This window comes from Roseovarius gaetbuli (assembly GCF_900172365.1).
Classification (GTDB): domain Bacteria; phylum Pseudomonadota; class Alphaproteobacteria; order Rhodobacterales; family Rhodobacteraceae; genus Roseovarius; species Roseovarius gaetbuli.
Window position 1 is genome coordinate 36,002 of sequence record NZ_FWFJ01000018.1, and the last position, 23,496, is coordinate 59,497.

A 23,496-nucleotide genomic window follows, 5' to 3' on the forward strand; every position below is an offset into this window, starting at 1 on the left:
AGATATCTCCGACACTGCGGCAATCCGTAGGGTGGGTGAAACCCACGCTGCTTGCGGAGAATGCGTGGGTTTCACCCACCCTACAGAGAACCTGCAAGGTTCAGTGAACGATTTCTTCCTCTTTCACGAACATGTTCGCCCAGGCACGATCAAGCAAGTCGGGGGACATCTGATAGGGGATGCCCTCGAACTCACAAATCGAGATCATCTGGTCGATCAAAAAGACCGGCTGATAGTTGGCATAGACATTGTCGATCGTCGGATATTTTTCCTTGATCAGGTGAATCAGCGAGGCCTCATCCAGAGGCATGCCCTTTTTGCGCGCGACCATGGCAAAGATTTTAAGGAAATCCTGCTGGCACGGCCCGTCGATCTTGATCTTGTAGAAAATCCGGCGCAGGGCGGCCTTGTCGAAGATTTCATTCGGGTGAAAGTTGGTCGAGAAAATCACCAGCGTGTCGAAGGGCACTTCGAATTTCTCACCCGATTGCAGGGCCAGGATATCCTTGCTTTCTTCAAGCGGAACGATCCAGCGGTTCACAAGGCTTTGCGGCGGTTCGGCCTGACGGCCAAGGTCATCCACGATAAAGATGCCGCCGGTCGACTTGAGCTGAAGCGGCGCCTGATAGGTGCGCGCGGTGGGGTTATAGACCAGATCAAGCATCGACAGGCTCAGCTCACCACCGGTGATCACGGTCGGGCGTTCACAGCGCACATAACGCGTGTCAAAGGTGCGGCGACGGCGCAGGGAATTGGGATCATCGACCTCGACCTCGGCCGAGGAATGCACGATCGGGTCATAGACGGTGATCACCTGACCGGAATATTCAATCGCCCGCGGCACAAAGATCTTGTCGCCCATGGCGTCACGTATGCCATTGGAAATACTGGATTTACCATTGCCCGGCGGGCCATACATCAGGATCGAGCGCCCGGCGCTGACCGCAGGCCCGAGGTGATCCAGAAGGCTATTTGGCAGGATCAGGTGCCCCATCGCATTGGTCAACTGATCGCGTGTGATCTGGATATTGCGGATCGACTGGCGTTTGACCTGTTCGCGGTAAACCGCCAGGGGCACCGGCATCGCGCCGAAATATTCCGACTGACTCAGGGCATCAAGCGCGCGGGATTTGCCGGCATCGGTGAGCTGATAGCCCATTTCGCCACCGGAATTCGCATTCAACGTACCCGTCGCCTCAAGCAGTTTCTGCACCCGCGCCATATCAATCAATTCCTGCGTCACCGCACGCGGCAGACAGATGGCGACCGCCACTTCCGACACAAGGTCAAGGTTCTTGCGGAACATGGTCTTGAGCAGGATATCCCGCATCATCACCACCGGAAGCTGCATGTCTTCGATGCTGCTCGGGGGCGGGGGGGGCTGAACGCCGGTGCTGACTTGCATGTTCATGTGATGTGCCTGTTCTGCGCCTGATATGCTGCTTTTATCCTGCGCCGCGCGAAAAGCGGGCAGGGCCTGGTCGTAACCATGCCGGGCAAAGGTGCAGAAATTAAGGAAACCCTCGGGCAGGGGTGCGGCAAAGGCGAAGGTTTACGCGCCGCAGAGCACGCCAAGTCCGAGGTAAATCGCAAGGGCGCCGCCAAGCGCATAGCCCATCGGAAACTTGTTGCCCGATGTCCAGCTTGCCCATTCCGGCGCAAGGCGGCGCAGCGGGCTTGCTTTGGCCAGGCGGTGGGTGACGTAAGCCACCACAAGCGTGACCGAAAAGATGATCGCGATATTGCCCGCATCCCCGAGGGGCACAAAGGGGGCGGCGGCGGCAACGAATTTGGCATCGCCCGCCCCGATGGCCCCGATGGCATTGGCCGCGATCCCGACCGCAAGCATCACCGCAAGATGGGCAAAGCGCCAAGCATAATCCGGCATTGGAAGCGCGATAAGCCCGACCACCACGAAGATGCCCGTCAGGGTCAGCACCGCAGTGTTGGGGATTTTCATCCGCCGCAGATCGCTCCAGGCGACCCAGATGCAGACCGGCAAGACCAACGGCAGGAACCAAAGCGCCGACTGGGCGGAAATCTCAAGCGACATCGGCGTGGCCCGGCCTAGTTTGACACGTTCGCTTCAAGGGCGCGCAGGCTGCGCACGGCGTCCTCGAAGTGCTGGGGATGGGTCTCGATGGCGTCACGCAACAGGCCTTTGCCAATCGCGGTATCGCCCTGTTTGATCGCCGAAAGGCCAAGCGTATATAGCAATTGCGCGCGCTCTGACTGATTGGCGGACAACACGGGAAGCGAATATTTCTGTTGCGCACCACGGGCCAGAACAAGGTTGTTCTTGGCGGTGAACAGGGCCGGATCCTGACGGACGGCATCCGAGAAAAGCCGCTCTGCGCCGGGATAATCGCCACGCGTCAGCTTGGAATATCCCCAGTTGTTCATGACGCCGGCGGGCCGCGTCGTCAGGCCAACGGCGATTTCATAAAAGCTGTCGGCCTTTTTCCATTCCTGATTGCTATCGGCAATCATCGCCTCAAGGCGATAGCGCTTGAAGGTCTCAAAGGTCGGCGGGATACCGTCCAGCACCGTGTCGGCACGGTCCCATTCGTTGTTGCGGATCAATGCATCGGCAAAATCGACGCGGTCATCGTTGGTGGCGTCTTTATGCTCGGCCACTTTCGACCAGACGGTCACTGCCTCGGTATGGCGTTTGGCCCGGATCAGGGATTTGCCAAGCCCGCGCAACAGATCAATGCGATCCGGCTTTTCGCCGACGGCACGCTGAAAATACGACACCGCCTCATTTGGGTCGGCCGCCGTCAGCATCACGTCGTTGAGGTTGGTTTCATCAATAACATTGATGCCTTGAAAAGCGCGATCAACATCATTGCCGTTGGGTTTCTCGCACGCAGACAGGGCAAACGCGCCCGTCACGCACAGGGAAATTAGGATAGGGTGGCGCATTTTTGCGTCCTTTTACTGCCGCTGCCTCGTCATGGTATCTTGCGGACCAGATAGTCGCCACTGCCCCGCCGTACCAATTTATAATCTTGCTCTTGCGTTTCATCATAGTAGGAATTTTCAGATTTTGCGAGCGCTAAGCGCAAATTGTCACGAATTGAGTCACTTTCGCCATTATCAAGCGCGTAAGCCCGGCGAAAAACCTGTTCGGCCTCAAGATATTCGCGCTGTTCCACAAGAACGACGCCCAGATTGTTCCAGATTTCCGGCGAACTCTGGTCTTTCTCAACAGCTTTGCGCAGCAACCGTTCGGCCGTGACAAGCCGCCCGAGCCCGAGATTGGCGCTGCCAAGCCCGGCAAGAATATCGGCTGTCATGCCCTGGGTGACGGCGGCGCGGGTATAGGCCTTTTGGGCCAGCTCGAATTCGCCCGCATCCATAAGGCGGTGACCGACAAGCAATCCACCGACCGCCTCAGCGCCGGGCACGAAACCCGGCGCATAAGGCCCCTCTGGTGGCTTGGGCTCGACACAGCCGGCCAATGCCAGGAAAACCGCCAGAAATACCCCCGCCCGTGGTGTCATCGTGCCCCGTTTATTTGCCCGCCATCTCGAAGAGTTTCATAATACCCAGAGCAGACGGTCCAACCAGAATGATCAGCAATGGCGGTACTGTAAGCATCATCGTGGCGAGTGTCATCTTTGTCGGAAGCTTGTTGGCTTTTTCTTCGGCGCGCATGACCCGTTTGTCACGCATTTCCGCCGCATAGACGCGCAGGGCCTCACCGACCGAGGTGCCGAAGGTCTGTGATTGCACCAGAACGGTCACAAAGCTCGAAATATCCTGAACGCCACAGCGTTCGGCCATCTCGTTGAGAACCGAGGCCTTGTCGCGCCCGGCCTTGATCTGAAGCGAGACGATCTGAAATTCGTCGGCCAGAGCGGGATAAGAGGCACGGATTTCGTTCGAGACCCGGATGATGGCCTGATCCATCGACTGCCCCGCTTCGATACAGACCAACATCATGTCAAGGCTGTCGGGAAAGCCATCCATGATCTCTTCCTGGCGCTTTTGCTGGCGCTTGGTGACCCAATATTTCGGAAGCATGTATCCGACGCCGCCGGGGCCTAGGATGTACATGATGGTCTGCTGGGTCGAAACCTCTTCGCCCGATTTGAACAGGACGAAATAGATCACACCCAAAAGCAAGAGACCGATGCCAAGGGCAAACTGGGCAAAGTGGAAATAGCGCACCGCGTCCTTGTCGCGATAGCCCGCCTGCATCAGGGTCAGGCGCATCTGCGACAGTTGCTTTTCATCCTGCGGCTCAAGAAAACTTGCGTATCTATCAAGCTTTTCGTTGCGAGATCCAGAGCGCAGGCGCTCGTTTGATGGCGCCTGGCCCTTCGAGGCAAGGTTCGCCTGCTTCAGCTTATTCAGCGGATCCTGCTTTTGCTTCAGCATGATTGGCAGGACCGCGAGGACAAGCATCACGCCAAGCGCGCCGACTGCAATCACCGGGCCAAAGGGGCCAAGCGCACCGGTCAGGACGTCTGTGATCAGGGTCAGAAGTTTCATGGGATGTTCCTTTTCAGACCTTGATGTCCACAAGCGCGCGCATGACGATCAGGTTGAGCACAAGAAAGCCACCCACGATCAGCGTGGCGGGAATAAAGTAGGGGTGAAGCATCGCTTCGTCATAGTAATCAGGCTTGATCACCTGAATGCCAACCAGAGCCAGGATCGGAAAGCCCGACAGGAATTTGCCTGACCATTTCGCCTCGGCGGTGATCGCCTTGACGCGGCGGAACAGACGAAAGCGTGAGCGGATCACCTTGGCAAGACCGGCAAGGATTTCGGCAAGGTTACCACCTGATTGCTGCTGGATGGCGACGGCGACCGCCAGAAAGCGCAGATCCTGCATATCAAGGCGCTCGGCCATGTCCTTGAGGGCCTCGCCCATGTCGCGACCATAGGCAGCCTCATCGGCGATGATGCCAAATTCGGTCGCCAGAGGGTCAGAGACCTCGGTTGCGACGATCCCGATGGCGGCGGAAAACGGATGGCCCACCCGAAGTGAGCGCACCATGAGTTCGATCGCATCGGGAAGTTGCTCTTCGAGCATGCCCATGCGTTTGTTCGCCTTCATGTTGATCCATGTGAAAATGCCACCCACGCCCATCCCGATTGCCGCTGCGATGCGCACGGGAATTGCGGTTTCGGTACCAATCGTCAGGCCAAGAAACGCAAGCACGCTGACCCCCGCCATCAGCATCATCAGCTGATTTGGCGTAAAGGCGATCGCGGCCTTCTGGGCCTTGGTCGACAGGATCGAATAGAGCGGAATCTTGCGCGCTTTGAGGTGCTGCTGCATCTCTTTGCGCAGCTTTTCCATGACCTCTTCGCGGTTGCCGGTCTTGTCCAGCATCTCAAGGCGGCGGTTGACCCGGTTGTTGAGGCTGATCGAGCGGCCAAATACCGTCAGGTAAAGGCCTTCGACAAGGACCAGCACACCGATGAAGATCAGGCCGTAAATAATTGGTTCTGCGCTGATGGTCATCTGCGTTACTCCGCTGCGATGGGTTCAAAGATATGGGGCGGAAGGTCATAGCCCCAGAGGCGAAACCGCTCTGTAAAGTTCGAGCGCACGCCGGTGCCGGTGAAATGGCCGATGATCTTGTTGTCCGGGCTCAGGCCGACGCGCTGGAAACGGAAGATTTCCTGCATCGAGATCACGTCGCCTTCCATCCCGGTTATTTCGGTGATCGAGGTCATCCGGCGCGAGCCGTCCTGAAGTCGGCTGGCCTGAACGATCAGGTTCACAGCCGAGGCGATCTGAGAGCGCACGGCCTTGAGCGGCATTTCGATCCCGGCCATGGCGACCATGTTTTCCAGGCGGCTGATGCCGTCGCGCGGGTTGTTGGCGTGGATCGTGGTCATTGATCCGTCGTGGCCGGTGTTCATGGCCTGCAACATGTCAATCACCTCTTCACCGCGCGTTTCCCCGACGATGATCCGGTCCGGGCGCATCCGCAGGGCGTTCTTCAAACAGTCACGCGGGCTGACCTCACCTTTGCCTTCCACGTTGGGCGGGCGGCTTTCCATCCGCCCCACATGGATTTGCTGGAGCTGAAGTTCGGCCGTGTCTTCGATGGTCAGAATGCGTTCGTCATTGTCGATGAAAGACGACAGAGCGTTCAGCGTGGTCGTTTTACCAGAGCCGGTCCCGCCGGACACGATCACGTTGAGGCGGGTGGCAACAGCGGCCTGCAAATAGGCGGCCATCTCTTCCGAGAAGGCGCCGAATCTGACCAGATCGTCGATGCCAAGCTTGTCCTTTTTGAATTTCCGAATCGACACCAGGCTTCCGTCGACCGCAACCGGCGGCACCATGGCGTTGAAACGCGACCCATCGGCAAGACGGGCGTCAACGTAGGGGTTGGATTCATCCACCCGCCGCCCCACGGCCGAAACGATCTTGTCGATGATCCGCATCAGGTGCTTTTCATCCTTGAAGGTCACATCACTCAGGCTCAGGATGCCGGCGCGTTCCACGAAAATCTGATGCGGGCCATTGACGAGAATATCGTTGACCGTGTCGTCTTTCAGCAGCGTTTCAAGCGGGCCAAGGCCTTTGACCTCGTCATAAAGCTCCTGCGTGAGGGTCACGCGATCCTCGCGGTTGAGGACGATGCCTTTTTCTTCAAGGATTTCCCCGGCAATCGAGCTGATTTCAGCCCGCAGATCATCCTCAGACGCCGTATCAAGCGCGGCAAGGTTCAGGTTGTCCAGAAGCGCGCGGTGCAGCTCGATCTTGATCTCGCCGATCCGATCCTTGCGCTTGCGTTCTTTATCCGCGCCAACAACCGCAGCGGGTGCGGTTGGCGACGGTTTGCGAAACGACAGCGCGGGCGCCTGTTCAATCGGGGCGGTCTTGGGGGTGTCAACAGCCTGAAGGTTGGCACCCGCCTTGGTGGCCGCAGGCTTTTTGTAACGGGAAAACATTGGTTTTAGACCCTTTCCTATGCGGCTTCTGCATCGCTTTTGCCAAGCTCATGCAAAGAGCTGGCCAGCTTGGCAATTTCACGGCGTAATGGATTCTTGGAAGCCGCCGACGCAAGCGGCAGCCCATGATCCGCACTTTGGCAAACCGCGCGCCCACCATCGGGCAGCAACAGTTCAATGTTGATCTCTAGGCTTTCGGCCATGCGTTTGACGCGGCTTTTGCCATTCAAATCGGTGAACTTCGGGGCGCGGTTCAGACAGAAGCGCAGCTTTTCAACCGGCAGATCTTCGGTTTGCAACGCGCGTTTCATCCGAAGCGCGTTCTGCGCCGAGCGCATGTCCAGCTCTACGGTTGAAAAATAGATCTGCGAGGCGTTCAGCACCGCTTCGGTCCATTGCACCAGGGTGGTGGGCATATCGACGATCACGTAATCGAAATGCCGCCGCGCAACATCAAGGATCTTGTTGACGTCCTCGGATGTTACCATGTCCAGCGGGATCATGTCCTTGGGCGCGGTCAGCACCCAAAGCTTCTCCTCAAAGCACACAAGGGCCTGACGGAAAATGTCGTCGTCCATGGTTTCCGTATCGGACCACATTTCGAACACAACATCGCGGCGCGGCAGGTCAAGGTAGGTGGCGGTCGATCCGAACTGCAGGCTGAAGTCGAGCAAGCACACCTTGGGGGGATTCGCCTTTTCAACATTGGCCAGTTCCCAGGCAAGGTTGACCGCAAGCGTGGTTGCCCCGGTGCCCCCGGCAAGACCCTGAACCGCCAAAAGCGCGCCGGTGCCCTCAGTGGCCCGATCTATCGCGACCGGGGCGGCACTTGGCGCGGGGGCCTGTGGTTTTTGCAGCCGCTCGATGGCAGATTGCAATTCGTTCTCGGGAAGTGGGTAGGGCACGAATTCATCGGCCCCCTGACGCAGCAACTGGTGCAGAGCGGCGGGGCTCACATCTTCGGCGATCAGGATGACCTTGATGCCTTTGCCGCTGGCCAGCGTGATGATTTCGCCCAGCATGACAAGGTCATCTTCGTCGGTTTCGTCAATGGCAACGGCCACGAATTCAAGAGAATTGGCTTCGGGCTGATTGAGAAAGGCCAGGGCCTCGGCAAAGCCAAGGTCACCCCAGTTTTCGCCAAGGGCCGTTTCCATGTCTTCGATCAGAAGGTCAAAGTTCTGGACGTCGCGGCTGATTGTGCAGGCGACGATCGGGCTTGGTTCGGGTTGTTTTAGCACAATGCTGCTCATTTAATCGGTCCTGTTTTTGCCATCGCCATGCCGGGGGGCGGAATTTGCCGCACACATGGAAAAGTCATGAAGTCTGCTTGGCGCCCCTTATGTGAGGGAACACTCATTACTGACTGAAGATGGACTGAAATATTGGCGACATTTAGGCCAAAAGATCGTAATTGTGCGGTCTTAAGACACAAAAAACCCGCCCAATTGGGGCGGGTTTCAGTTGGCCCGGCTATGCCGAACAGGGAGAATTCGCTGTTGCGCTACTCGCTTGTGCCGCCGCCTTCGATTGTCATGAGGGTAGAGGCGGGCACGGCGCTATTGATGTATTCGCGATAGACAACCTGTGCATATTGGCCGTTCATGATGATCGGATCAGTTCCGACAAACCCCGAAACCTCGGTCACTGTGCGCCGGTTGCGGCGTTCGCGGCCCTGCGTCACGATCAGCGGCTGTGTCTCGCCGAATGAGGCAACGGCCTCGAGGCGCGAGCGGCTGATTCCCTGCGACGACAGGAACGAGACAACGGCCTGCGCGCGGCGCATGCCGAGGGTCTTGTTATAGCTGTTGGGGCCGACCGCATCGGTGTGACCGTAAACCCGGAAGCGGACCTCGGGGAACTGACGGATCCAATTGGCCTGCTCGCGCAGGGTGTCACGCGCCCCATTGTCCAGTTGGGCCGAGTTGAAGGCAAAGTTGACCGTGCTCATCACCTCGTTGGAAAACCGGTTCGAGAGGTCGTAGACATAGCTTTTCTCGCCACTCATCACCAATTGGTTGTTCATGGTGGCTTCACCGAAGCTTCCGGTATCCACCAACGACCCAATTTCACCGTATGAACGGTAAAGCTCGCCCTGTTGTGAACAGGCAGAGGCTGCGACGAGACCTGCGATTGCTATAAGATGTTTCATTGACCCAGCCTTTCGATCAATCCATGACGTAGCCGTAAGAGCCGCTGAAATCCTGCTTGGCAACTTCGCCAACCGGTCCTTTGGATTTCGCGCCCTTGGCGACACGGCCATTCAGGAACAAGTCTTTTTCGCTCGGAATTTTCACGCGGTCCGTGGGCAGGGCAAGCGCCTCGCCACGTGTCGGCGACACGAGATGTGCCGAAACGATGATGACCAACTCTGTTTGCGAGCGCTGATAATCGGCGCTGCGGAACAGGGTGCCCAGGATCGGAATGTCACCCAACCACGGCACCTGACCGGCGTTATCACGGAAGTCATCCTGCAAAAGCCCGGCGATTGCAAAGCTGTCACCATCGCGAAGCGCCACGGTGGTTGACGTATCACGGCGACGGAAACCTGCAACCTGGAAGCCGTTTGCGACGATCCCGTTGGCCGTATCAAGCGATGATACCGCTGCGGCGAGTTCAAGATTGATGATCCCGTCATCGACAACGCGCGGAACAAAGTTCAGCTCGACACCGAAGGGTTTGAATTCAATCGACGTGGTTCCGTTGTCCTGGGCCACCGGCACCGGGAATTCGCCGCCCGCCAGAAACTTGGCCTCCTGGCCCGACAGCGCGGTCAGGTTCGGTTCTGCCAAAGTGCGAACAACGCCTTTTGTTTCAAGGGCTTCCAGGAGAATGCCCACTTCGATCGAGCCAACATCAAAGCCAAAGGCAAACGCCGCATTATTGCTATTCGCGGCCGGTACGGCACCCGAAAGCGTATTGAGAATGCTGCCTTGGGTGTTTGTCTGGTTGGTGCCGCCGATGATGCCAAGGCCATTGCCGCTTCGCCCGTCAATCGAGAGCGAGGTGGAAAGAGCCTTTGAAACGCTGCGCTGCATCTCGGCAAAGCGCACCTTGAGCATGACCTGCTGTTTGCCCGACACCGACATCAGGTTCGAGACCCGCTCCGGCGCATAGCGTTCTGCAAGCTCAAGCGCGCGCTGCATGCGCGAGGTGCTGGACACGGTGCCAGACATGACGATCCCGTCATTGGCGGTGCGCACCTCAATGGTTTCGCCGGGCAGGATCTGGCGCAGGCGTTCCTTGAATTCAGAGATATCGGCGCTGACGTGCACGTCGATATTGGTGATCAGTCGCCCGGTGGCATCCAAAAGCGTAAGCGTTGTACGCCCAGGCGCCTTGCCCAGCACATAAATCGTGCGGTCGGACAGGGTTGAGAAATCTGCGATTGCGGGGTTTGCAATGCTGAGTTCAGCAAAGGGCACGTCGCTTTCCACGACGATGGCCCGGTTCATCGCCACACTCAGATTGCTGCCGGTTCCATTGCGAACCACTCGGATAGACTCGGCCTGTGCAGGGGCCGCGAACGGGCCCACGGCAAAAGAGAGTCCGGCCAGAGCCGCCCAGAAATAGCTACGAATTTTCATGTGACCTGCCTTTCCGATCACGCCTCATTTATCGGGTCTTTTCGCCCGTACTTGTGAACACTGTGAGGGAGTTCGGATTTTTTTTCAAGAATCAATGTGTTTTTATGCAGAATAATCCGCGATGTGACGAAATAGCTTCGCCATGACAAAGGGCACCCTGCGAGGGGTGCCCTTCATGATTCGCCCGTTCTCGCCTTAGTTGGTGCAGGGAATCGGAGTAACGATCACCTCGGCACCACGGCGGGTGCGGATACTACAGGACTCTTGCTCAACACGTTCTTCGATGGCGGCTGTGGTGATGCCCAAGAGACGTTTTTGGTCAACTTCAACGGCTTCGGCCACGGTGTCATCAAGCGCGCCGACAAGCGACAATGACAGACGTCCGGAGGATTGAGCCTGTGCAAGGGCCGCAACCTGCTGTGGGCGCAAGGATACGGTGACGGTGCGCGCAATCACGGCTTCGGTCATGTCACTATCCGTGACCTGATCCACCGCGATAAGCTTGACCCCGGTTTCAATAAGCTTGGTCACGGCGCCGGTCGAATTCTCGGCGGTGCGCTGATTGTTCGAGCCAACGTTGCCCGTCCAGTAGATGTCGACCGTATCACCGGGGCGCAGAAAGCCCGAAACGCCGCTTGTCACGTCAACCTTGATGGCAAAGGCGCGCATTCCACGCTCCAGTTGCGAGGTGATCCCGGCCTCTTCGCCCGGTGCCGTGACCTTGACGGCAAGAACCGGCTCGTTCGCTTCCATCCGGCGCAAAACGGTGCGCGGCGTGTTTTCGCCCTTGGGAAAAAGATCTTCCGGCTTGGTGAATACGCCCGCAGGAAGCGATTGCTTGGGGAATGCCGTCATGCGAACCGCGGTCTTGTCCAGCGGCTCGCCATACTTCAGCGGTCGTGTGACCACGTAGATATCAACCGTCTCAATGTTCGGCACGCGCTGCTGACGTTCCAGCGCAAGCTGTGCCTGATAGCGGTCGATATAAGATTTGGCCATGTATACGGCAAAGCCCGCAAGCCCAAGGCCCAGCATAAGTACCAGTCCGAATACCAAACGCATGGTGTTTCCTTTCCGTCGAAATCTATTGTCTGGCCAAATGACCAAACCATCAGGGCAAGACGTACCAATCGATTATGTCAAAAACAGGGAAACAGGGCGGCGCTGCGGCGGTTTGTTTCGCCTGCGCGGTCAATCCCATTCCCGCCAAGCCAATGGCCGGAAATCCAAGGGATTTCCGGCCATCAGTGTAAACGTCGGCCCCTGAAAAAGCCGGACGAGGATCAGGTCATGCCTAGGGCGACGCCCTGATCCGTGTCCCGGTATTAGAGACCTTATAGTGCAGGTTCGGTGGTGCCGGTGGTGCCGGTGTTCGCGATACCCAAGGTACCCAGATCGGCAACGCCCGCACCGCTCAGCTCGGAGCCGATCGAACCGGCAAGACCGGTGATCCCGGTGTTGACCGAAGCCACACCAGCAACGCCCAGACCAACAACAGCGGCGGTCAGAACAACCCAGTCAACTGTTACGGCGCCGTCTTCGTCTTTTACGAATTGGTTGATAAAGTTCATCATTGTGTGTCCCTCCAAAGGATCAGTTTGCTCAGTTTAAACAACCGCTTCGGTGTAGGGCCCGTCGTGTTTTAATGGCCGGCTACCGTCGTGGTATGACCTGATATAGCCAGTGAAATCGGGCGGGAATTAGGCGGCATTAAAGCGATTTTCGTGAAGATTAACAAATGCGAAAGAATTTCGGTAAGTCGTTGAAAGTTAACAAACTAAAAATTCAAAAAGATGAAGCAAGTACTTTTGCGATAGTGAATATGGCGAAAATATCCCCTAGGGGGCTAGCCTTTTGAATACAATACTGGCTAAAAATCCATACTTTTGCGATACTGTGGCCAATCAATCAGAGGCAGAGCAGAGCCCGCAATGAAAATCATTAAAGTTTTTGGAATCGCCGCGATTCTAGTCTGGCCTTTATCGGTGCAGGCCGGTGATCCGCCGCCCTTTCCCGAATTTACCTTCAAACGCCAGAAACCGCCCGCTGCCGGGGTCAAGCGACGAATCAATGTTCAGATCGAACCGCAAAGCGCCGTACCCGCCCCGGCCGCGGCCGACAAAGACAATGCGGCCCCTGCGCCGCGCGTCACAAGTTACAGCTGGTTCTGGGATCTGGTGCCGCCAGAGCTGAGCGCTGATACGCCCGCGCGATTGCGCGCGGCCACGCAACAGCTCAGCAAGCCGCCCTCCGGCAAAAGCATAGGCGCGCCCCGCCTTCAGGTCCTGCAGGAGATCGCTTTGGCCGAGGGGCGTCACATTTTGCGCGAAACCATCGGCACGCGGGTATCGCCCGCCTTGGTGCTTGCGGTCATCGCGGTTGAATCGGGCGGACGCGCTGATGCGATAAGCGGCGCCGGGGCGCAGGGCCTGATGCAGCTCATGCCCGCCACCGCCAGCCGCTTTGGCGTGAGTGACGCGATGCAGCCCGAGCAGAACATCAAGGGCGGTGTGGCCTATCTTGACTGGTTGCTCGGTGAATTCGAGGGTGACGCCCTGATGGCGCTCGCCGGATATAACGCCGGTGAGAACGCGGTCAAAACCCACAAGGGCGTGCCGCCCTATGCCGAGACCCGCGATTATGTGCCCAAGGTTCTGGCCGCTTACGAGGTGGCGCGGGGCCTGTGCAAAACTCGGCCCGAACTGATCACCGATGCCTGCGCTCTTAACCTTGCGATGAACTAAAGCATGTTGCTCAAAAGTGGGAACCGGTTTCGAGCTTCTCGAACATGCGACATGCTCTAGCTCTTTCTCGTCGTTATAAAAAGGCCGGGCCAGGGAAAATCCCGGCCCGGCCAAAGGCGCCTGACAGGCCCCTATATATCCTATATATAATGTGTCGGATCAGACAATTGTCGCCTCGGTTGCGGCGATCATGTCTTCGCGGGTGACGCCCGGGGCCAGCTCCTCGATATGCAGGCCCTTGTGGGTGACGTCCAGCACGCCCAGGTTGGTGATGATCCGGTCGACGACCCCGGTTCCGGTCAGGGGCAGGGTGCATTTCTTGAGGATTTTTGACTCACCATGTTTGCTGGTGTGATCCATCACAACCACCACACGGCCGACGCCCGCGACAAGATCCATCGCGCCGCCCATGCCCTTAACCAGCTTGCCGGGGATCATCCAGTTCGCCAGATCGCCGTTCTCGGCCACTTCCATCGCGCCAAGGATCGCCATGGCGATCTTGCCGCCGCGGATCATGCCGAACGAAAGCGCGGAATCGAAATAGGCGGTCTGGGGCAGTTCGGTGATCGTCTGCTTGCCCGCATTGATCAGGTCGGGGTCTTCCTCGCCCTCGTAGGGAAACGGGCCCATGCCAAGCATGCCGTTTTCCGACTGAAGCGTGACCTCGACGCCCTCGGGGATATAGTTGCTGACCAGCGTCGGGATGCCGATGCCAAGGTTGACATAGGTGCCATCCTCAAGTTCCTGCGCCGCGCGGGCGGCCATTTGATCTCGATCCCAAGGCATTATGCGGCTCCCTTCTGGCGGGTTGTGACTTTTTCGATCCGTTTCTCGTGCTCGCCCTGAATGATCCGGTGCACATAAATGCCCGGCAGGTGAATGTGATCGGGGTCAAGCGATCCGGTCGGCACGATTTCCTCGACCTCGACAACACAGACCTTGCCGCACATGGCGGCCGGCGGGTTGAAGTTGCGCGCGGTCTTGCGAAACACCAGGTTGCCGGTTTCATCGGCCTTCCACGCCTTGACGATCGAAAGGTCGGCAAAGATGCCTTCCTCAAGGATATAGGTCTCGCCGTTGAAATCCTTGTGCTCTTTGCCCTCGGCGATCACCGTGCCGACACCGGTCTTGGTGTAAAAGCCGGGGATTCCACAGCCTGCGGCGCGCATGCGCTCGGCCAGAGTGCCCTGCGGGTTGAACTCAAGCTCAAGCTCTCCGGACAGATACTGGCGCATGAATTCGGCGTTTTCGCCCACGTAGGAGCTTAGCATTTTCTTGACCTGCTTGGTCTGCAGCAGAATGCCGATGCCAAAATCATCCACGCCCGCGTTGTTGCTGGCAAAGGTCAGGTCCTTGGTCCCGGCCTCCTTGATCGCCTGCAACAGCAATTCCGGAATACCGCAGAGACCAAACCCGCCCGCCGCGATCATCATCCCGTCAAATAGCAGCCCGTCCAGCGCTTCTGCCGCCGAGCCATAGACCTTTTTCATGAGTAGCCCTCCTGAATTTCAGTTGCCACGGGTATGGGGTGCTTCGCCCGTCCATGTCAACGCAGGCGCCGCTGCATCGCAGGGAATTAGGGGTTACTACGTATCGCGGCAGGTCATTCAGCAGGGCAGGGCGGGCTATTCGCCCGCCGCCGTCTTCTTGGGGGCCGCTTTCTTGGCCGGGGCCTTTTTCGCCGCGGGTTTCTTGGCAGCGGTCTTTTTGGCAGCGGGTTTTTTCGCCGCCGTCTTGCGACCCTTGCCCGCTTTACCGGCTTTCGCAGCAATCAATTCAACCGCCATATCCATGGTGACATCGGCGGGCTCGGTCCCCTTGGGCAGGGTCGCGTTGACCTTGTCCCACTTGATGTAGGGGCCATAGCGCCCTTCCATCACGTTGACCGGGCCGCCGCTGTCGGGATGCTCGCCAAGTTCACGCAATGCCTTGGCCGCTGTGCGCCCGCGCCCGCCGGGGTTGGCCCGCTTGGCCGCCAAAAGCTCGACCGCGCGGTTCATGCCAACCTCGAACACATCCGCCGGATCCTTGAGGTTGGCATAAACGCCTTTCGCCTCATCCGGGGCCTTGTGGTGAATATAGGGGCCAAAGCGCCCGAAATTGGTGGTGATCATGCCGCCCTCGGGATGCTCGCCCACTTCGCGCGGCAGGCTCAGAAGGGTGAGCGCCTTTTCAAGGTCCATATCCTCGGCCTTCCAGCCCTTGGGCAGGCTGGCGCGGGGCGGCTTCTTGTTCTCTTCGGTGGCTTCGCCGCGCTGAACGTAAGGGCCAAACCGCCCCGAGCGCAGGCTGATCTCATCGCCGCCGTCTTCGCCCAAAACCCGGTCACCGCCATCGGCACTATCGCCGCCAATCGGGCGGGTATAGCGGCACTCGGGATAATTGCCACAGCCGACAAAACCGCCGGTCTTGGAGGTTTTCAAATGCAACTGGCCAGTGCCGCAAAGCGGGCATTGGCGCGGATCGCTGCCGTCTTCGCGCGGCGGATAGAGCGTGGGCGCAAGCGCATCATCCAGCACATCAAGCACCTCGGTGATCCGCAGATCAGAGGCTTCGGCAATCGCCGCCGAGAAATCGCGCCAGAACCGATCAAGCACGGCCTTGTAATTGGCCTGGCCTGCGCTGACCTCGTCAAGCTCTTCTTCAAGGTTGGCGGTGAACTCATAGCCGACGTACTGGCGAAAGAAATTCAGCAGGAAGATCGTGACGATCCGGCCCTTGTCCTCGGGGATCAGGCGGTTTTGTTCCTTGCGGACATATTCGCGATCCTGAATCGTGGTGATCACGCTGGCATAGGTCGAGGGGCGCCCGATGCCGAGCTCTTCCATCTTCTTGACCAGCGTCGCCTCTGTATAGCGCGGCGGCGGTTGCGTGAAATGCTGAAGCGCAAGCACGGCCTCGTTGGCGGCCAGAACCGCCGCCGTGCTGCGCGTCATCGCGCCGCCCGCGCCCTCGACCACATCATCATCCTGATCGCTGGCCTTTGCGAATTGGTCGCGCAGCGAGGATTTGGCAAAGGCGGCTTTTTCACCTTCGGTGATCTGGGGCAGGCGGCGATCATCATCGTCATCGCCCGACACATCATCGCGGCCCTCTTCATAGACCCGCAGAAAGCCGTCGAACATCATCACCTGACCGGTGGCGCGCAATTCGACCTGTTCGTCATCGCTGGCGATATCGACCGTGGTCCGTTCAAGCCGCGCCGCCGCCATCTGACAGGCCAGCGTGCGCTTCCAGATCATATCGTAAAGCTTGCGCTGATCGGCGTCGGTGGTTTTGATCTTGCCGGCATCGCGGGTCATTTCGGTGGGGCGGATACATTCGTGGGCCTCTTGCGCGTTCTTGGCCTTGTTCTTGTACATCCGCGGGCTTTTGGGCAGGTATTCCTCGCCGAACCGATCCTTGATCGCATCGCGCGCGGCCATTACCGCCTCGGGGGCCATGTCGATCCCGTCGGTCCGCATGTAGGTGATATAGCCCGCCTCATAGAGCCGCTGCGCCGCGTTCATGCATTGCCGCGCGCCCATGCCGAATTTGCGGCTGGCCTCTTGTTGCAGGGTCGAGGTCATGAAGGGCGCCGAGGGGTTGCGGGTGCCGGGCTTGGCCTCGACCGATTTGACCGTGAGGGCGCGGGATGTGACCGCCTGAACCGCAAGCTCGGCCTGGGTGGCGTTGCTTAGGTCAAATTTATCAAGCTTCTTGCCCGCCAGAACCGTCAGGCGCGCCTCGTATTCCTGGCCGCGCGGGGTGGTGAACAAGGCCTTGAGCGACCAGTATTCGCGCGAATTAAACGCCTCGATTTCCATCTCGCGCTCGACGATGAGACGCAGACAGACCGATTGCACCCGGCCCGCCGATTTCGCACCCGGCAATTTGCGCCAGAGCACCGGCGAGAGGTTGAACCCGACCAGATAATCCAGAGCGCGGCGCGCAAGATAGGCCTCGACCAGCGGCGCATCAACCTGGCGCGGGTTCTTCATCGCCTCGGTGACGGCAGATTTGGTGATCGCGTTGAACACCACGCGGCTGACCGGCGTGTCCTTCTTGATGATCTTGCGCTTGCGCAGGGTGTCTTCCAGGTGCCAGCTGATCGCCTCGCCCTCGCGATCCGGGTCGGTCGCGAGAATCAACGCGTTGTCGTCTTTCAGCGCGTCGGCGATGGCTTTGACATGTTTGCGGCTGTCGGCGCCGATCTCCCATTTCATCTCAAAGCCGTTTTCGGTATCCACCGAACCGTCCTTGGGTGGCAGGTCGCGCACGTGGCCATAGCTTGCCAGAACGGTGTATCCCGGGCCCAGATATTTGTTGATCGTCTTGGCCTTGGCGGGGGATTCGACAACGACAACGGGCATGGATACTCCTTTTCAACTCTGGACGAGGCTTATGGCGGCGGACCATGTGGGCTGGCAAGGGGAATTGTCAATGCGGCGTGTTTTTGGTGGTGCCTCGGTGCGCCCTAGCGCGCAAGCGACAGCAAACCGCCGGGCTGTCGGGTGATATGCCCGTCAAGCTCGAGGTCCAAAAGCACCGGCGCCACCGAGCGGGCCGGGGCCGAGAGGTCGCGAATAAGCTGATCTTCGGCAAGAGGCGACGGGCCGAGACGGCGCAAAATCTGGTCATGCAGGGCAGCGGTTTCGCGCAGGCTTCGCTCTGGCGGCGCTTTTTGCGGCACCTCAAGCGGCAGGTCGGGCTGAACCTCTGGGGCCTGAACTTCGGGCAGGGCGTCGATGATATCGGCGGCGTTGCGCACCAGATGCGCGCCGTCGCGGATCAGCATATTGCACCCGCTGGCGCGCGCATCAAAGGGGTGTCCCGGCACGGCCATAACCTCGCGCCCCTGATCAAGGGCATTGCGCGCCGTGATAAGCGAGCCGGATTTCGCGGCGGCCTCGACCACCACGACCGCCTGCGCCATGCCGCTGATAAGACGGTTGCGGCTTGGAAAATGGCGCGCTTGCGGGATAAGGCCGATGGGTTGCTCCGAGACGCGCACGCCTGTTTCGGCGATCTGATGTGCAAGCCGGGTGTTCTCGGCCGGATAGATGACATCAACCCCGCCAGCCATCACCGCGACAGTGCCGCCTTCTAGGCTGGCCAGATGCGCGGCGGTATCGACGCCGCGCGCAAGGCCCGAGGTGATGACAAAGCCGCGAGCCGCAAGGTCAGCCGCCAGCGATTTGGCCATCCGAGTGCCAAGCGACGAGGCATTGCGTGCGCCCACTAGCCCGATCATCGGGCGTTGCAGAATGCTGCTATCGCCGATGCACCAAAGCAGCGGGGGCGCATCCGATATCTGTTTCAGAAATTCGGGATAATCCGCATGCCTGCAGGAGATCAACCGCGCCCCCGCTGCCTTGCCTGCGCGCAGCTCGGCCTCGATCACGCCAAGAGGGCAGATTTTGTAATCCTCGACGCCTGCGTCACGGGCGACGCCCGGCAGGGCGTCAATCGCCGCATCGGCGCTGCCGTGTTCGGACATGAGGCGGTGAAAGGTTGCCGGGCCAACCCGGCGAGAGCGCAAGAGGCGAAGCCACGAGACCCGATCATCTTCCGTGGTGGGTGGGAGTGGGGGGTGAGTGGAAGGATGTGTTTCCTCGGACATCATGGCCTCGCCTTCTTGCTGTATTCAGTAGTAGGGCGCGGATGGTTAACGGGCAGTAAACCAAGGACGTTAAAAAGGAAGGTCTTGCGAAAACGAGGTTAAGTATCGGAATTATAATGAAATAATAATTGAAATTACAGATTTGAACCCTTCAAACAGGTCCGCCGCCCGTGTTTTTCTGGGCGGGTATTGTGAAATGAGTATTTGAAGAACGGTGAATTCGGGCAGTGCGACAGGCTGTGCATCGCGTCACGCCGCGTCTAGCCTATCTTGGAATACGGCATGCGCGTGAGCGCATTCCGCTGGATCAGACCGGTTGGGTGCGCCGTTCGCTAGCTGGTGGCCGATCCGCCAACCGTCAAACCGCCGATCAAAACCGTCGGCTGGCCCACGCCCACAGGCACCCATTGGCCCTGTTTGCCGCAATTTCCCATGCCGGGATCAAGCGCCATGTCATTGCCAAGCGCGCGAATCTGGTTGAGGGCGGTCGCGCCGTCACCAATCAGGGTGGCGCCCTTGACCGGGGCGCCGATCTTGCCGTTTTTCACGCGGTAGGCCTCGGTACAGCTGAACACGAACTTGCCATTGGTGATGTCGACCTGCCCGCCGCCAAAGCCAACGGCATAGATGCCGTCCTTGAGCTCGGCCACAAGATCGTCGGGCTCGGCCTCGCCGCCAAGCATATAGGTGTTGGTCATCCGCGGCATCGGCGCATGGGCGTAGCTTTCGCGCCGCCCGTTCCCGGTGGGCGCAACCCCCATCAGGCGGGCGTTCTGGCGGTCCTGCATATAGCCGACCAAAATCCCGTCCTCAATCAGCACGTTCTTACCTGACGGCGTGCCCTCATCGTCAAAGGTGATGCTGCCGCGCCGATCCGGGATCGTGCCATCATCCAGCACCGTCACGCCCGGCGCCGCAATCCGCTGGCCCATCAGCCCCGCAAAGGCCGAGCTGCCCTTGCGGTTGAAATCGCCCTCAAGCCCATGGCCGATCGCCTCATGCAGCAAAATGCCCGGCCAGCCGGGGCCAAGCACCACATCCATCACGCCCGCAGGCGCAGGCTCGGCGCGCAGGTTCACAAGCGCGATGCGCAGCGCTTCGCGGGTCTTGGCCTGCCAATCGGCGGGATCAAGCATACCATCAAGGCCCACGCGCCCGCCACCGCCCGCGCTGCCTTGTTCGCGCCGACCCTGGTCATCGACGATGATCGAGACATTGACCCGCGTCATCGGGCGTGTGTCGCTGACCTCGGTGCCATCTGGGCGCAGGATCGTGACCTCTTGCAAAGATGCCGCAATCGAGGCCGAGACCTGTACCACGCGGGCATCAAGATCGCGGGCGAAGGCGTCAATCTCGCGCAGGGTCTCAAGCTTGACCGGAAAGCTTGCCCCGGCAATCGGATCGGCATCCGTATAAAGGCGGCGGTTGGTCTGCGCGGGCGCCGCGGCCAGCGTGCCGCCGCCTTCGCCAACCGCAAGCCGGGCGGTTTCAACCGCGCGCATCAGGGCGGAGTCGTTGACCTCGGAGGAATGTGCATAGCCCGTGACCTCGCCGCGCACGGCCCGCAGCCCGAAGCCTTCGGAGGCGTCATAAGAGGCGGTCTTGACGCGACCATCGTCAAAAAGAAGGCCCTCGGAGCGGTGCCGCTCAAGAAAAAGCTCGCCATCATCGGCGCCTCTGGTGGCCTCTTGCAGGTGGCTCAGCGCCGTGTCGCGGTCAAGAAGGCTGTCGAATGGGCGAAAAGGGGTATCGGTCATGGCGAAATTTGTCCTATATAGCGGCGTTAAGACGGTGGCGATTAATTTGATCTAAATCAAAAAAGCGTCCGTTTGCCGCAATGGTCTTTCTTGTCGTCTGGTGCAGAATATGGTTTTAGACGGCACTGAGACAATGGGATTCCGCCTTTGGGTGGGTCGACCCGTACAAAGATATATGAACCGCTTCAACCGATCAGGGGTTAAAATGCGACTAACTTCAAGCCTTATGGCCGTTCTGGCCGCCCTTTCCGCCCTTCCTGCCATGGCGCAGGAGGGTCTAGAGATCGTCGGCAAACCCACAGATGGCGAGATGGGGTTCCAACCCGCCGCGACCGAGCTGGCCCGCGATCTGCAATGGCTCGACGGGATGATCAACGTGATCATCATCGCCATCGTGCTTTTCGTGACCGTGCTTCTTGCGATCGTGGCCGTGCGTTATAACCGCCGCGCGAACGCAACCTCGGCGACCTTCACCCACAATTCCCCGGTCGAGATCGCCTGGACGATCATCCCGATTGTCATCCTGGTGTTCATTGGGGCGTTTTCGCTTCCCATTCTGTTCAAGCAACAGGAAATTCCCGACGGCGAAGTGCACATCAAGGTCACCGGCTATCAGTGGTACTGGGGATATGAATATACCGACCATGATTTCGGCTTTGACAGCTACATGATCGGCGCGCCGGCCACCGGTGGTGAAAACCGTATGAGCCCCGAGGTCGAGGCGCAGCTTGTCGAAGCGGGTTACAGCAAGGATGAATTCCTTCTGGCCACCGACACATCGGTTGTCGTTCCGGTCAACAAGGTTGTCGTCATGCAGCTGACAGGCGCAGATGTGATCCACAGCTGGACCATCCCCGCCTTTGGCGTGAAGCAGGATGCGGTTCCCGGCCGCCTGAGCCAGCTTTGGTTCAAGGCCGAGAAAGAAGGCATCTATTTTGGTCAGTGTTCCGAGCTTTGCGGTCAGTCGCATGCCTACATGCCGATCACCGTCAAGGTGGTGAGCGAAGCCGAATATGAAAAGTGGCTTGAGGGCGCGATCGAGGAATATGCCGGTACGCCGCGCTCGGTTAACGTGGCTTCGGCCAACTAAGCCTAAAGGACTGCGCGCACCCTGCGCGCAGTCTCCCCAAATGTGACCCTCAGGGGCCAGCGGAGAGCCAGATGAGCGACGCGACCATCAACACCAGCACCACCACCCAGACGGCGCAGCCCGGCGAGGCCGAGTTCGGCGATTTCTTCGCCCTGCTCAAGCCGCGGGTGATGACGCTTGTTGTGTTCACTGCGTTTGTCGGTCTGCTGGCGGCTCCGGTCGGTGTGCACCCAATTGTCGGCTTGGCCGCGATCCTGTTCATTGCGGTGGGCGGCGGCGCTGCCGGTGCGCTCAACATGTGGTGGGAATCCGATATTGATTCGCTGATGAAGCGGACAAGCAAGCGCCCGATTCCGGCCGGCAAGGTCACCCGAGACGAGGCCTTTGCCTTTGGTGTGACTCTCGCGGTGATGTCGGTCGTGATGCTCTGGCTGGCCACCAATGCGGTGGCGGCGGGCCTTCTGGCCTTTACGATCTTTTTCTACGTGGTGATCTACACTATCGGCCTCAAGCGCTGGACCCCGCAGAATATCGTCATCGGTGGCGCGGCAGGGGCCTTTCCTCCGATGATCGGCTGGGCGGCGGCGACCGGATCAATCAGCATAGAATCGGTGCTGATGTTCGCGCTTATCTTCATGTGGACCCCGCCGCATTTCTGGGCCTTGGCGCTTTTCATGAAAGGCGATTACCACAAGGCCGGGGTGCCGATGCTGACCGTGACGCATGGGCGCAAATCAACACGGACACATATTTTCGTCTACACGGTGCTCTTGGCCATTCTTGCGGTTGGCGCGGCGTTTACCGGGATTGGCGGGCCGATCTATCTTGCGGTGGCATTGGTGTTCAACGCCCTGTTCCTGCGCGACGCCTATGTGATCTGGCGGCGCGACGAAGTCATGGCCGAGGCCGATGAATACCGGGTTGAGAAGAAGGCGTTCAAGCTGTCGCTGTGGTATCTTTTCGCGCATTTCACCGCAATTCTGGCCGAGGCCGCTCTGGCAGGCTTTGGGCTTGGAGGCTGGGTATGAGCTTTCGCGAGGAACATGAACTTCACAAGCGCCGCTTTGGCCGCAATCTTGGCCTTGGTCTTGTGCTGGCGATTTTCGTGGCACTGGTGTTTGGCCTGACCATTGCCAAGGTGTCGAACAACGACTTCAAGGTTCCTGCTAAACAGGGGGCGACAAGCTGATGGCGATGGATCCGAAACTCAAAACCGTGACCCGGCTCGTGGGTGTCGTGGTGCTTATGGGGGGGCTGGCCTGGGCCTCGGTGCCGTTTTACAACTGGTTCTGCCGGGTGACCGGCTTTGGCGGCACCACCGGCGTCGCCGCCGTCGCCAGCGATACCGTGCTGGAGCAGACCATCAAGATCCGCTTTGACGGCAGCAAGGACCGCAACATGCCATGGGAATTCAAACCGGTCGTGCATGAGATGGAATTGAAGATCGGCGAGACCGGCCTGGCCTTTTACGAGGCCTATAACCCGACCGACCGCGTTGTTGCCGGCTCTGCCGCCTATAACGTCACCCCCTACGAGGCGGGTGGGTTTTTCACCAAGATCGACTGTTTCTGCTTCACCGAACAGGTGCTGCAACCCGGCGAGCGGGTGCAGATGCCGGTGACGTTTTACGTCGACCCCGAAATCGTAACAGACAGGGACGCAAAATACGTGCATACGATCACCCTGTCCTATACGTTCTACGAAATTGATCTGCCCGAAGAGACCCAAGCGGCGCTTGTGCAGAGCAACAAAACCGATACACAATTGAACTGAGCCTTCGACGAGGGAA

General features: G+C 59.1%; 22 protein-coding genes. 5 read left to right on the forward strand and 17 right to left on the reverse strand.

Annotated elements, in window-relative coordinates; genetic code table 11:
• Positions 1-100: 100 nt before the first annotated feature.
• From ROG8370_RS10415 to ROG8370_RS10470, 12 genes are all read right to left on the reverse strand, one after another.
• A complete protein-coding gene (locus ROG8370_RS10415; RefSeq protein ID WP_085827022.1) occupies positions 101-1,411 on the reverse strand; it encodes a DUF8689 domain-containing protein in 1,311 nt (436 codons plus the stop codon).
• Between the two features lie 141 nt (positions 1,412-1,552).
• The gene (locus tag ROG8370_RS10420; RefSeq protein ID WP_085827023.1) at positions 1,553-2,053 is read right to left on the reverse strand and encodes a prepilin peptidase; all 501 of its coding nucleotides are present in this window, start codon (positions 2,051-2,053) and stop codon (positions 1,553-1,555) included.
• Positions 2,054-2,067: 14 nt separating this feature from the next.
• Positions 2,068-2,925, reverse strand: coding sequence for a tetratricopeptide repeat protein (locus ROG8370_RS10425; protein ID WP_085827024.1), 858 nt, complete (start codon positions 2,923-2,925; stop codon positions 2,068-2,070).
• 29 nt (positions 2,926-2,954) lie between these two features.
• Positions 2,955-3,506, reverse strand: a complete 552-nt coding sequence (locus tag ROG8370_RS10430; protein WP_085827025.1) for a tetratricopeptide repeat protein — start codon at positions 3,504-3,506, stop codon at positions 2,955-2,957.
• A gap of 10 nt (positions 3,507-3,516) precedes the next feature.
• Positions 3,517-4,500, reverse strand: a complete 984-nt coding sequence (locus tag ROG8370_RS10435) for a type II secretion system F family protein (RefSeq protein WP_085827026.1) — start codon at positions 4,498-4,500, stop codon at positions 3,517-3,519.
• 13 nt (positions 4,501-4,513) lie between these two features.
• A complete protein-coding gene (locus ROG8370_RS10440) occupies positions 4,514-5,482 on the reverse strand; it encodes a type II secretion system F family protein (RefSeq protein WP_085827027.1) in 969 nt (322 codons plus the stop codon).
• A gap of 5 nt (positions 5,483-5,487) precedes the next feature.
• The gene (locus ROG8370_RS10445) at positions 5,488-6,927 is read right to left on the reverse strand and encodes a TadA family conjugal transfer-associated ATPase (RefSeq protein WP_085827028.1); all 1,440 of its coding nucleotides are present in this window, start codon (positions 6,925-6,927) and stop codon (positions 5,488-5,490) included.
• Positions 6,928-6,944: 17 nt separating this feature from the next.
• On the reverse strand, positions 6,945-8,180 hold the full coding sequence (locus ROG8370_RS10450; protein WP_085827029.1) for a CpaE/TadZ family protein: 1,236 nt from the start codon (positions 8,178-8,180) through the stop codon (positions 6,945-6,947).
• 251 nt (positions 8,181-8,431) lie between these two features.
• The gene (locus tag ROG8370_RS10455) at positions 8,432-9,079 is read right to left on the reverse strand and encodes an OmpA family protein (RefSeq protein ID WP_085827030.1); all 648 of its coding nucleotides are present in this window, start codon (positions 9,077-9,079) and stop codon (positions 8,432-8,434) included.
• 16 nt (positions 9,080-9,095) lie between these two features.
• Positions 9,096-10,514: a type II and III secretion system protein family protein gene (locus ROG8370_RS10460; RefSeq protein WP_085827031.1), complete on the reverse strand. Its 1,419-nt coding sequence runs from the start codon at positions 10,512-10,514 to the stop codon at positions 9,096-9,098.
• Positions 10,515-10,709: 195 nt separating this feature from the next.
• Complete coding sequence (gene cpaB, locus ROG8370_RS10465) at positions 10,710-11,576, reverse strand: Flp pilus assembly protein CpaB (protein WP_085827032.1); 867 nt, start codon at positions 11,574-11,576, stop codon at positions 10,710-10,712.
• Between the two features lie 272 nt (positions 11,577-11,848).
• On the reverse strand, positions 11,849-12,085 hold the full coding sequence (locus ROG8370_RS10470; RefSeq protein ID WP_306372367.1) for a Flp family type IVb pilin: 237 nt from the start codon (positions 12,083-12,085) through the stop codon (positions 11,849-11,851).
• A gap of 360 nt (positions 12,086-12,445) precedes the next feature.
• Between ROG8370_RS10470 and ROG8370_RS10475 the strand changes: the two genes are divergently transcribed.
• Positions 12,446-13,258, forward strand: a complete 813-nt coding sequence (locus tag ROG8370_RS10475; RefSeq protein ID WP_085827034.1) for a lytic transglycosylase domain-containing protein — start codon at positions 12,446-12,448, stop codon at positions 13,256-13,258.
• Positions 13,259-13,417: 159 nt separating this feature from the next.
• On the opposite strand, the gene ROG8370_RS10480 is transcribed toward ROG8370_RS10475, so the two are convergent.
• The 5 genes from ROG8370_RS10480 to tldD all read right to left on the reverse strand — a co-directional run bounded on the left by ROG8370_RS10480 (position 13,418) and on the right by tldD (position 20,617).
• The gene (locus ROG8370_RS10480) at positions 13,418-14,044 is read right to left on the reverse strand and encodes a 3-oxoacid CoA-transferase subunit B (RefSeq protein WP_085827035.1); all 627 of its coding nucleotides are present in this window, start codon (positions 14,042-14,044) and stop codon (positions 13,418-13,420) included.
• Positions 14,044-14,748 carry a CoA transferase subunit A gene (locus ROG8370_RS10485; RefSeq protein WP_085827036.1) on the reverse strand — a complete coding sequence of 235 codons (705 nt, stop codon included), beginning with the start codon at positions 14,746-14,748 and terminating at the stop codon, positions 14,044-14,046. Before ROG8370_RS10485 ends, ROG8370_RS10480 begins: the two co-directional genes overlap by 1 nt.
• Before the next feature lie 135 nt (positions 14,749-14,883).
• Entirely contained in the window at positions 14,884-17,610 is a 2,727-nt protein-coding gene (topA, locus tag ROG8370_RS10490; RefSeq protein ID WP_085827037.1) for a type I DNA topoisomerase, read from the reverse strand.
• A 104-nt stretch (positions 17,611-17,714) separates the two neighbouring features.
• Positions 17,715-18,860 carry a DNA-processing protein DprA gene (gene dprA / locus ROG8370_RS10495; protein ID WP_085827056.1) on the reverse strand — a complete coding sequence of 382 codons (1,146 nt, stop codon included), beginning with the start codon at positions 18,858-18,860 and terminating at the stop codon, positions 17,715-17,717.
• 332 nt (positions 18,861-19,192) lie between these two features.
• Entirely contained in the window at positions 19,193-20,617 is a 1,425-nt protein-coding gene (tldD, locus tag ROG8370_RS10500; protein ID WP_085827038.1) for a metalloprotease TldD, read from the reverse strand.
• 205 nt (positions 20,618-20,822) lie between these two features.
• On the opposite strand from tldD, the gene coxB reads away from it, so the two are divergent.
• The 4 genes from coxB to ROG8370_RS10515 all read left to right on the forward strand — a co-directional run bounded on the left by coxB (position 20,823) and on the right by ROG8370_RS10515 (position 23,480).
• A complete protein-coding gene (gene coxB, locus ROG8370_RS10505) occupies positions 20,823-21,707 on the forward strand; it encodes a cytochrome c oxidase subunit II (protein WP_085827039.1) in 885 nt (294 codons plus the stop codon).
• A gap of 71 nt (positions 21,708-21,778) precedes the next feature.
• Positions 21,779-22,735 carry a heme o synthase gene (cyoE, locus tag ROG8370_RS10510; protein ID WP_085827040.1) on the forward strand — a complete coding sequence of 319 codons (957 nt, stop codon included), beginning with the start codon at positions 21,779-21,781 and terminating at the stop codon, positions 22,733-22,735.
• Positions 22,732-22,896: a cytochrome c oxidase system small membrane protein gene (locus tag ROG8370_RS20560; RefSeq protein ID WP_170865018.1), complete on the forward strand. Its 165-nt coding sequence runs from the start codon at positions 22,732-22,734 to the stop codon at positions 22,894-22,896. The genes cyoE and ROG8370_RS20560 overlap by 4 nt, the downstream gene beginning before the upstream one ends.
• Positions 22,896-23,480, forward strand: a complete 585-nt coding sequence (locus tag ROG8370_RS10515) for a cytochrome c oxidase assembly protein (protein WP_085827041.1) — start codon at positions 22,896-22,898, stop codon at positions 23,478-23,480. The genes ROG8370_RS20560 and ROG8370_RS10515 overlap by 1 nt, the downstream gene beginning before the upstream one ends.
• Positions 23,481-23,496: the final 16 nt, after the last annotated feature.

Excerpts from the sequence above, each read along its gene's own strand:
- ROG8370_RS10420 (WP_085827023.1), bottom strand. The coding sequence starts at position 2,053 with ATGTCGCTTGAGATTTCCGCCCAGTCGGCGCTTTGGTTCCTGCCGTTG.
- ROG8370_RS10480 (WP_085827035.1), bottom strand. The coding sequence starts at position 14,044 with ATGCCTTGGGATCGAGATCAAATGGCCGCCCGCGCGGCGCAGGAACTT.
- ROG8370_RS10450 (WP_085827029.1), bottom strand. The coding sequence starts at position 8,180 with ATGAGCAGCATTGTGCTAAAACAACCCGAACCAAGCCCGATCGTCGCC.
- ROG8370_RS10440 (WP_085827027.1), bottom strand. The coding sequence starts at position 5,482 with ATGACCATCAGCGCAGAACCAATTATTTACGGCCTGATCTTCATCGGT.
- ROG8370_RS10435 (WP_085827026.1), bottom strand. The coding sequence starts at position 4,500 with ATGAAACTTCTGACCCTGATCACAGACGTCCTGACCGGTGCGCTTGGC.
- ROG8370_RS10460 (WP_085827031.1), bottom strand. The coding sequence starts at position 10,514 with ATGAAAATTCGTAGCTATTTCTGGGCGGCTCTGGCCGGACTCTCTTTT.
- ROG8370_RS10445 (WP_085827028.1), bottom strand. The coding sequence starts at position 6,927 with ATGTTTTCCCGTTACAAAAAGCCTGCGGCCACCAAGGCGGGTGCCAAC.
- cyoE (WP_085827040.1), top strand. The coding sequence starts at position 21,779 with ATGAGCGACGCGACCATCAACACCAGCACCACCACCCAGACGGCGCAG.
- topA (WP_085827037.1), bottom strand. The coding sequence starts at position 17,610 with ATGCCCGTTGTCGTTGTCGAATCCCCCGCCAAGGCCAAGACGATCAAC.
- ROG8370_RS10475 (WP_085827034.1), top strand. The coding sequence starts at position 12,446 with ATGAAAATCATTAAAGTTTTTGGAATCGCCGCGATTCTAGTCTGGCCT.
- ROG8370_RS10430 (WP_085827025.1), bottom strand. The coding sequence starts at position 3,506 with ATGACACCACGGGCGGGGGTATTTCTGGCGGTTTTCCTGGCATTGGCC.
- tldD (WP_085827038.1), bottom strand. The coding sequence starts at position 20,617 with ATGACCGATACCCCTTTTCGCCCATTCGACAGCCTTCTTGACCGCGAC.
- ROG8370_RS10485 (WP_085827036.1), bottom strand. The coding sequence starts at position 14,748 with ATGAAAAAGGTCTATGGCTCGGCGGCAGAAGCGCTGGACGGGCTGCTA.
- ROG8370_RS10425 (WP_085827024.1), bottom strand. The coding sequence starts at position 2,925 with ATGCGCCACCCTATCCTAATTTCCCTGTGCGTGACGGGCGCGTTTGCC.
- ROG8370_RS10515 (WP_085827041.1), top strand. The coding sequence starts at position 22,896 with ATGGCGATGGATCCGAAACTCAAAACCGTGACCCGGCTCGTGGGTGTC.
- ROG8370_RS10455 (WP_085827030.1), bottom strand. The coding sequence starts at position 9,079 with ATGAAACATCTTATAGCAATCGCAGGTCTCGTCGCAGCCTCTGCCTGT.
- ROG8370_RS20560 (WP_170865018.1), top strand. The coding sequence starts at position 22,732 with ATGAGCTTTCGCGAGGAACATGAACTTCACAAGCGCCGCTTTGGCCGC.
- dprA (WP_085827056.1), bottom strand. The coding sequence starts at position 18,860 with ATGTCCGAGGAAACACATCCTTCCACTCACCCCCCACTCCCACCCACC.
- ROG8370_RS10415 (WP_085827022.1), bottom strand. The coding sequence starts at position 1,411 with ATGAACATGCAAGTCAGCACCGGCGTTCAGCCCCCCCCGCCCCCGAGC.
- coxB (WP_085827039.1), top strand. The coding sequence starts at position 20,823 with ATGCGACTAACTTCAAGCCTTATGGCCGTTCTGGCCGCCCTTTCCGCC.
- ROG8370_RS10470 (WP_306372367.1), bottom strand. The coding sequence starts at position 12,085 with ATGAACTTTATCAACCAATTCGTAAAAGACGAAGACGGCGCCGTAACA.
- cpaB (WP_085827032.1), bottom strand. The coding sequence starts at position 11,576 with ATGCGTTTGGTATTCGGACTGGTACTTATGCTGGGCCTTGGGCTTGCG.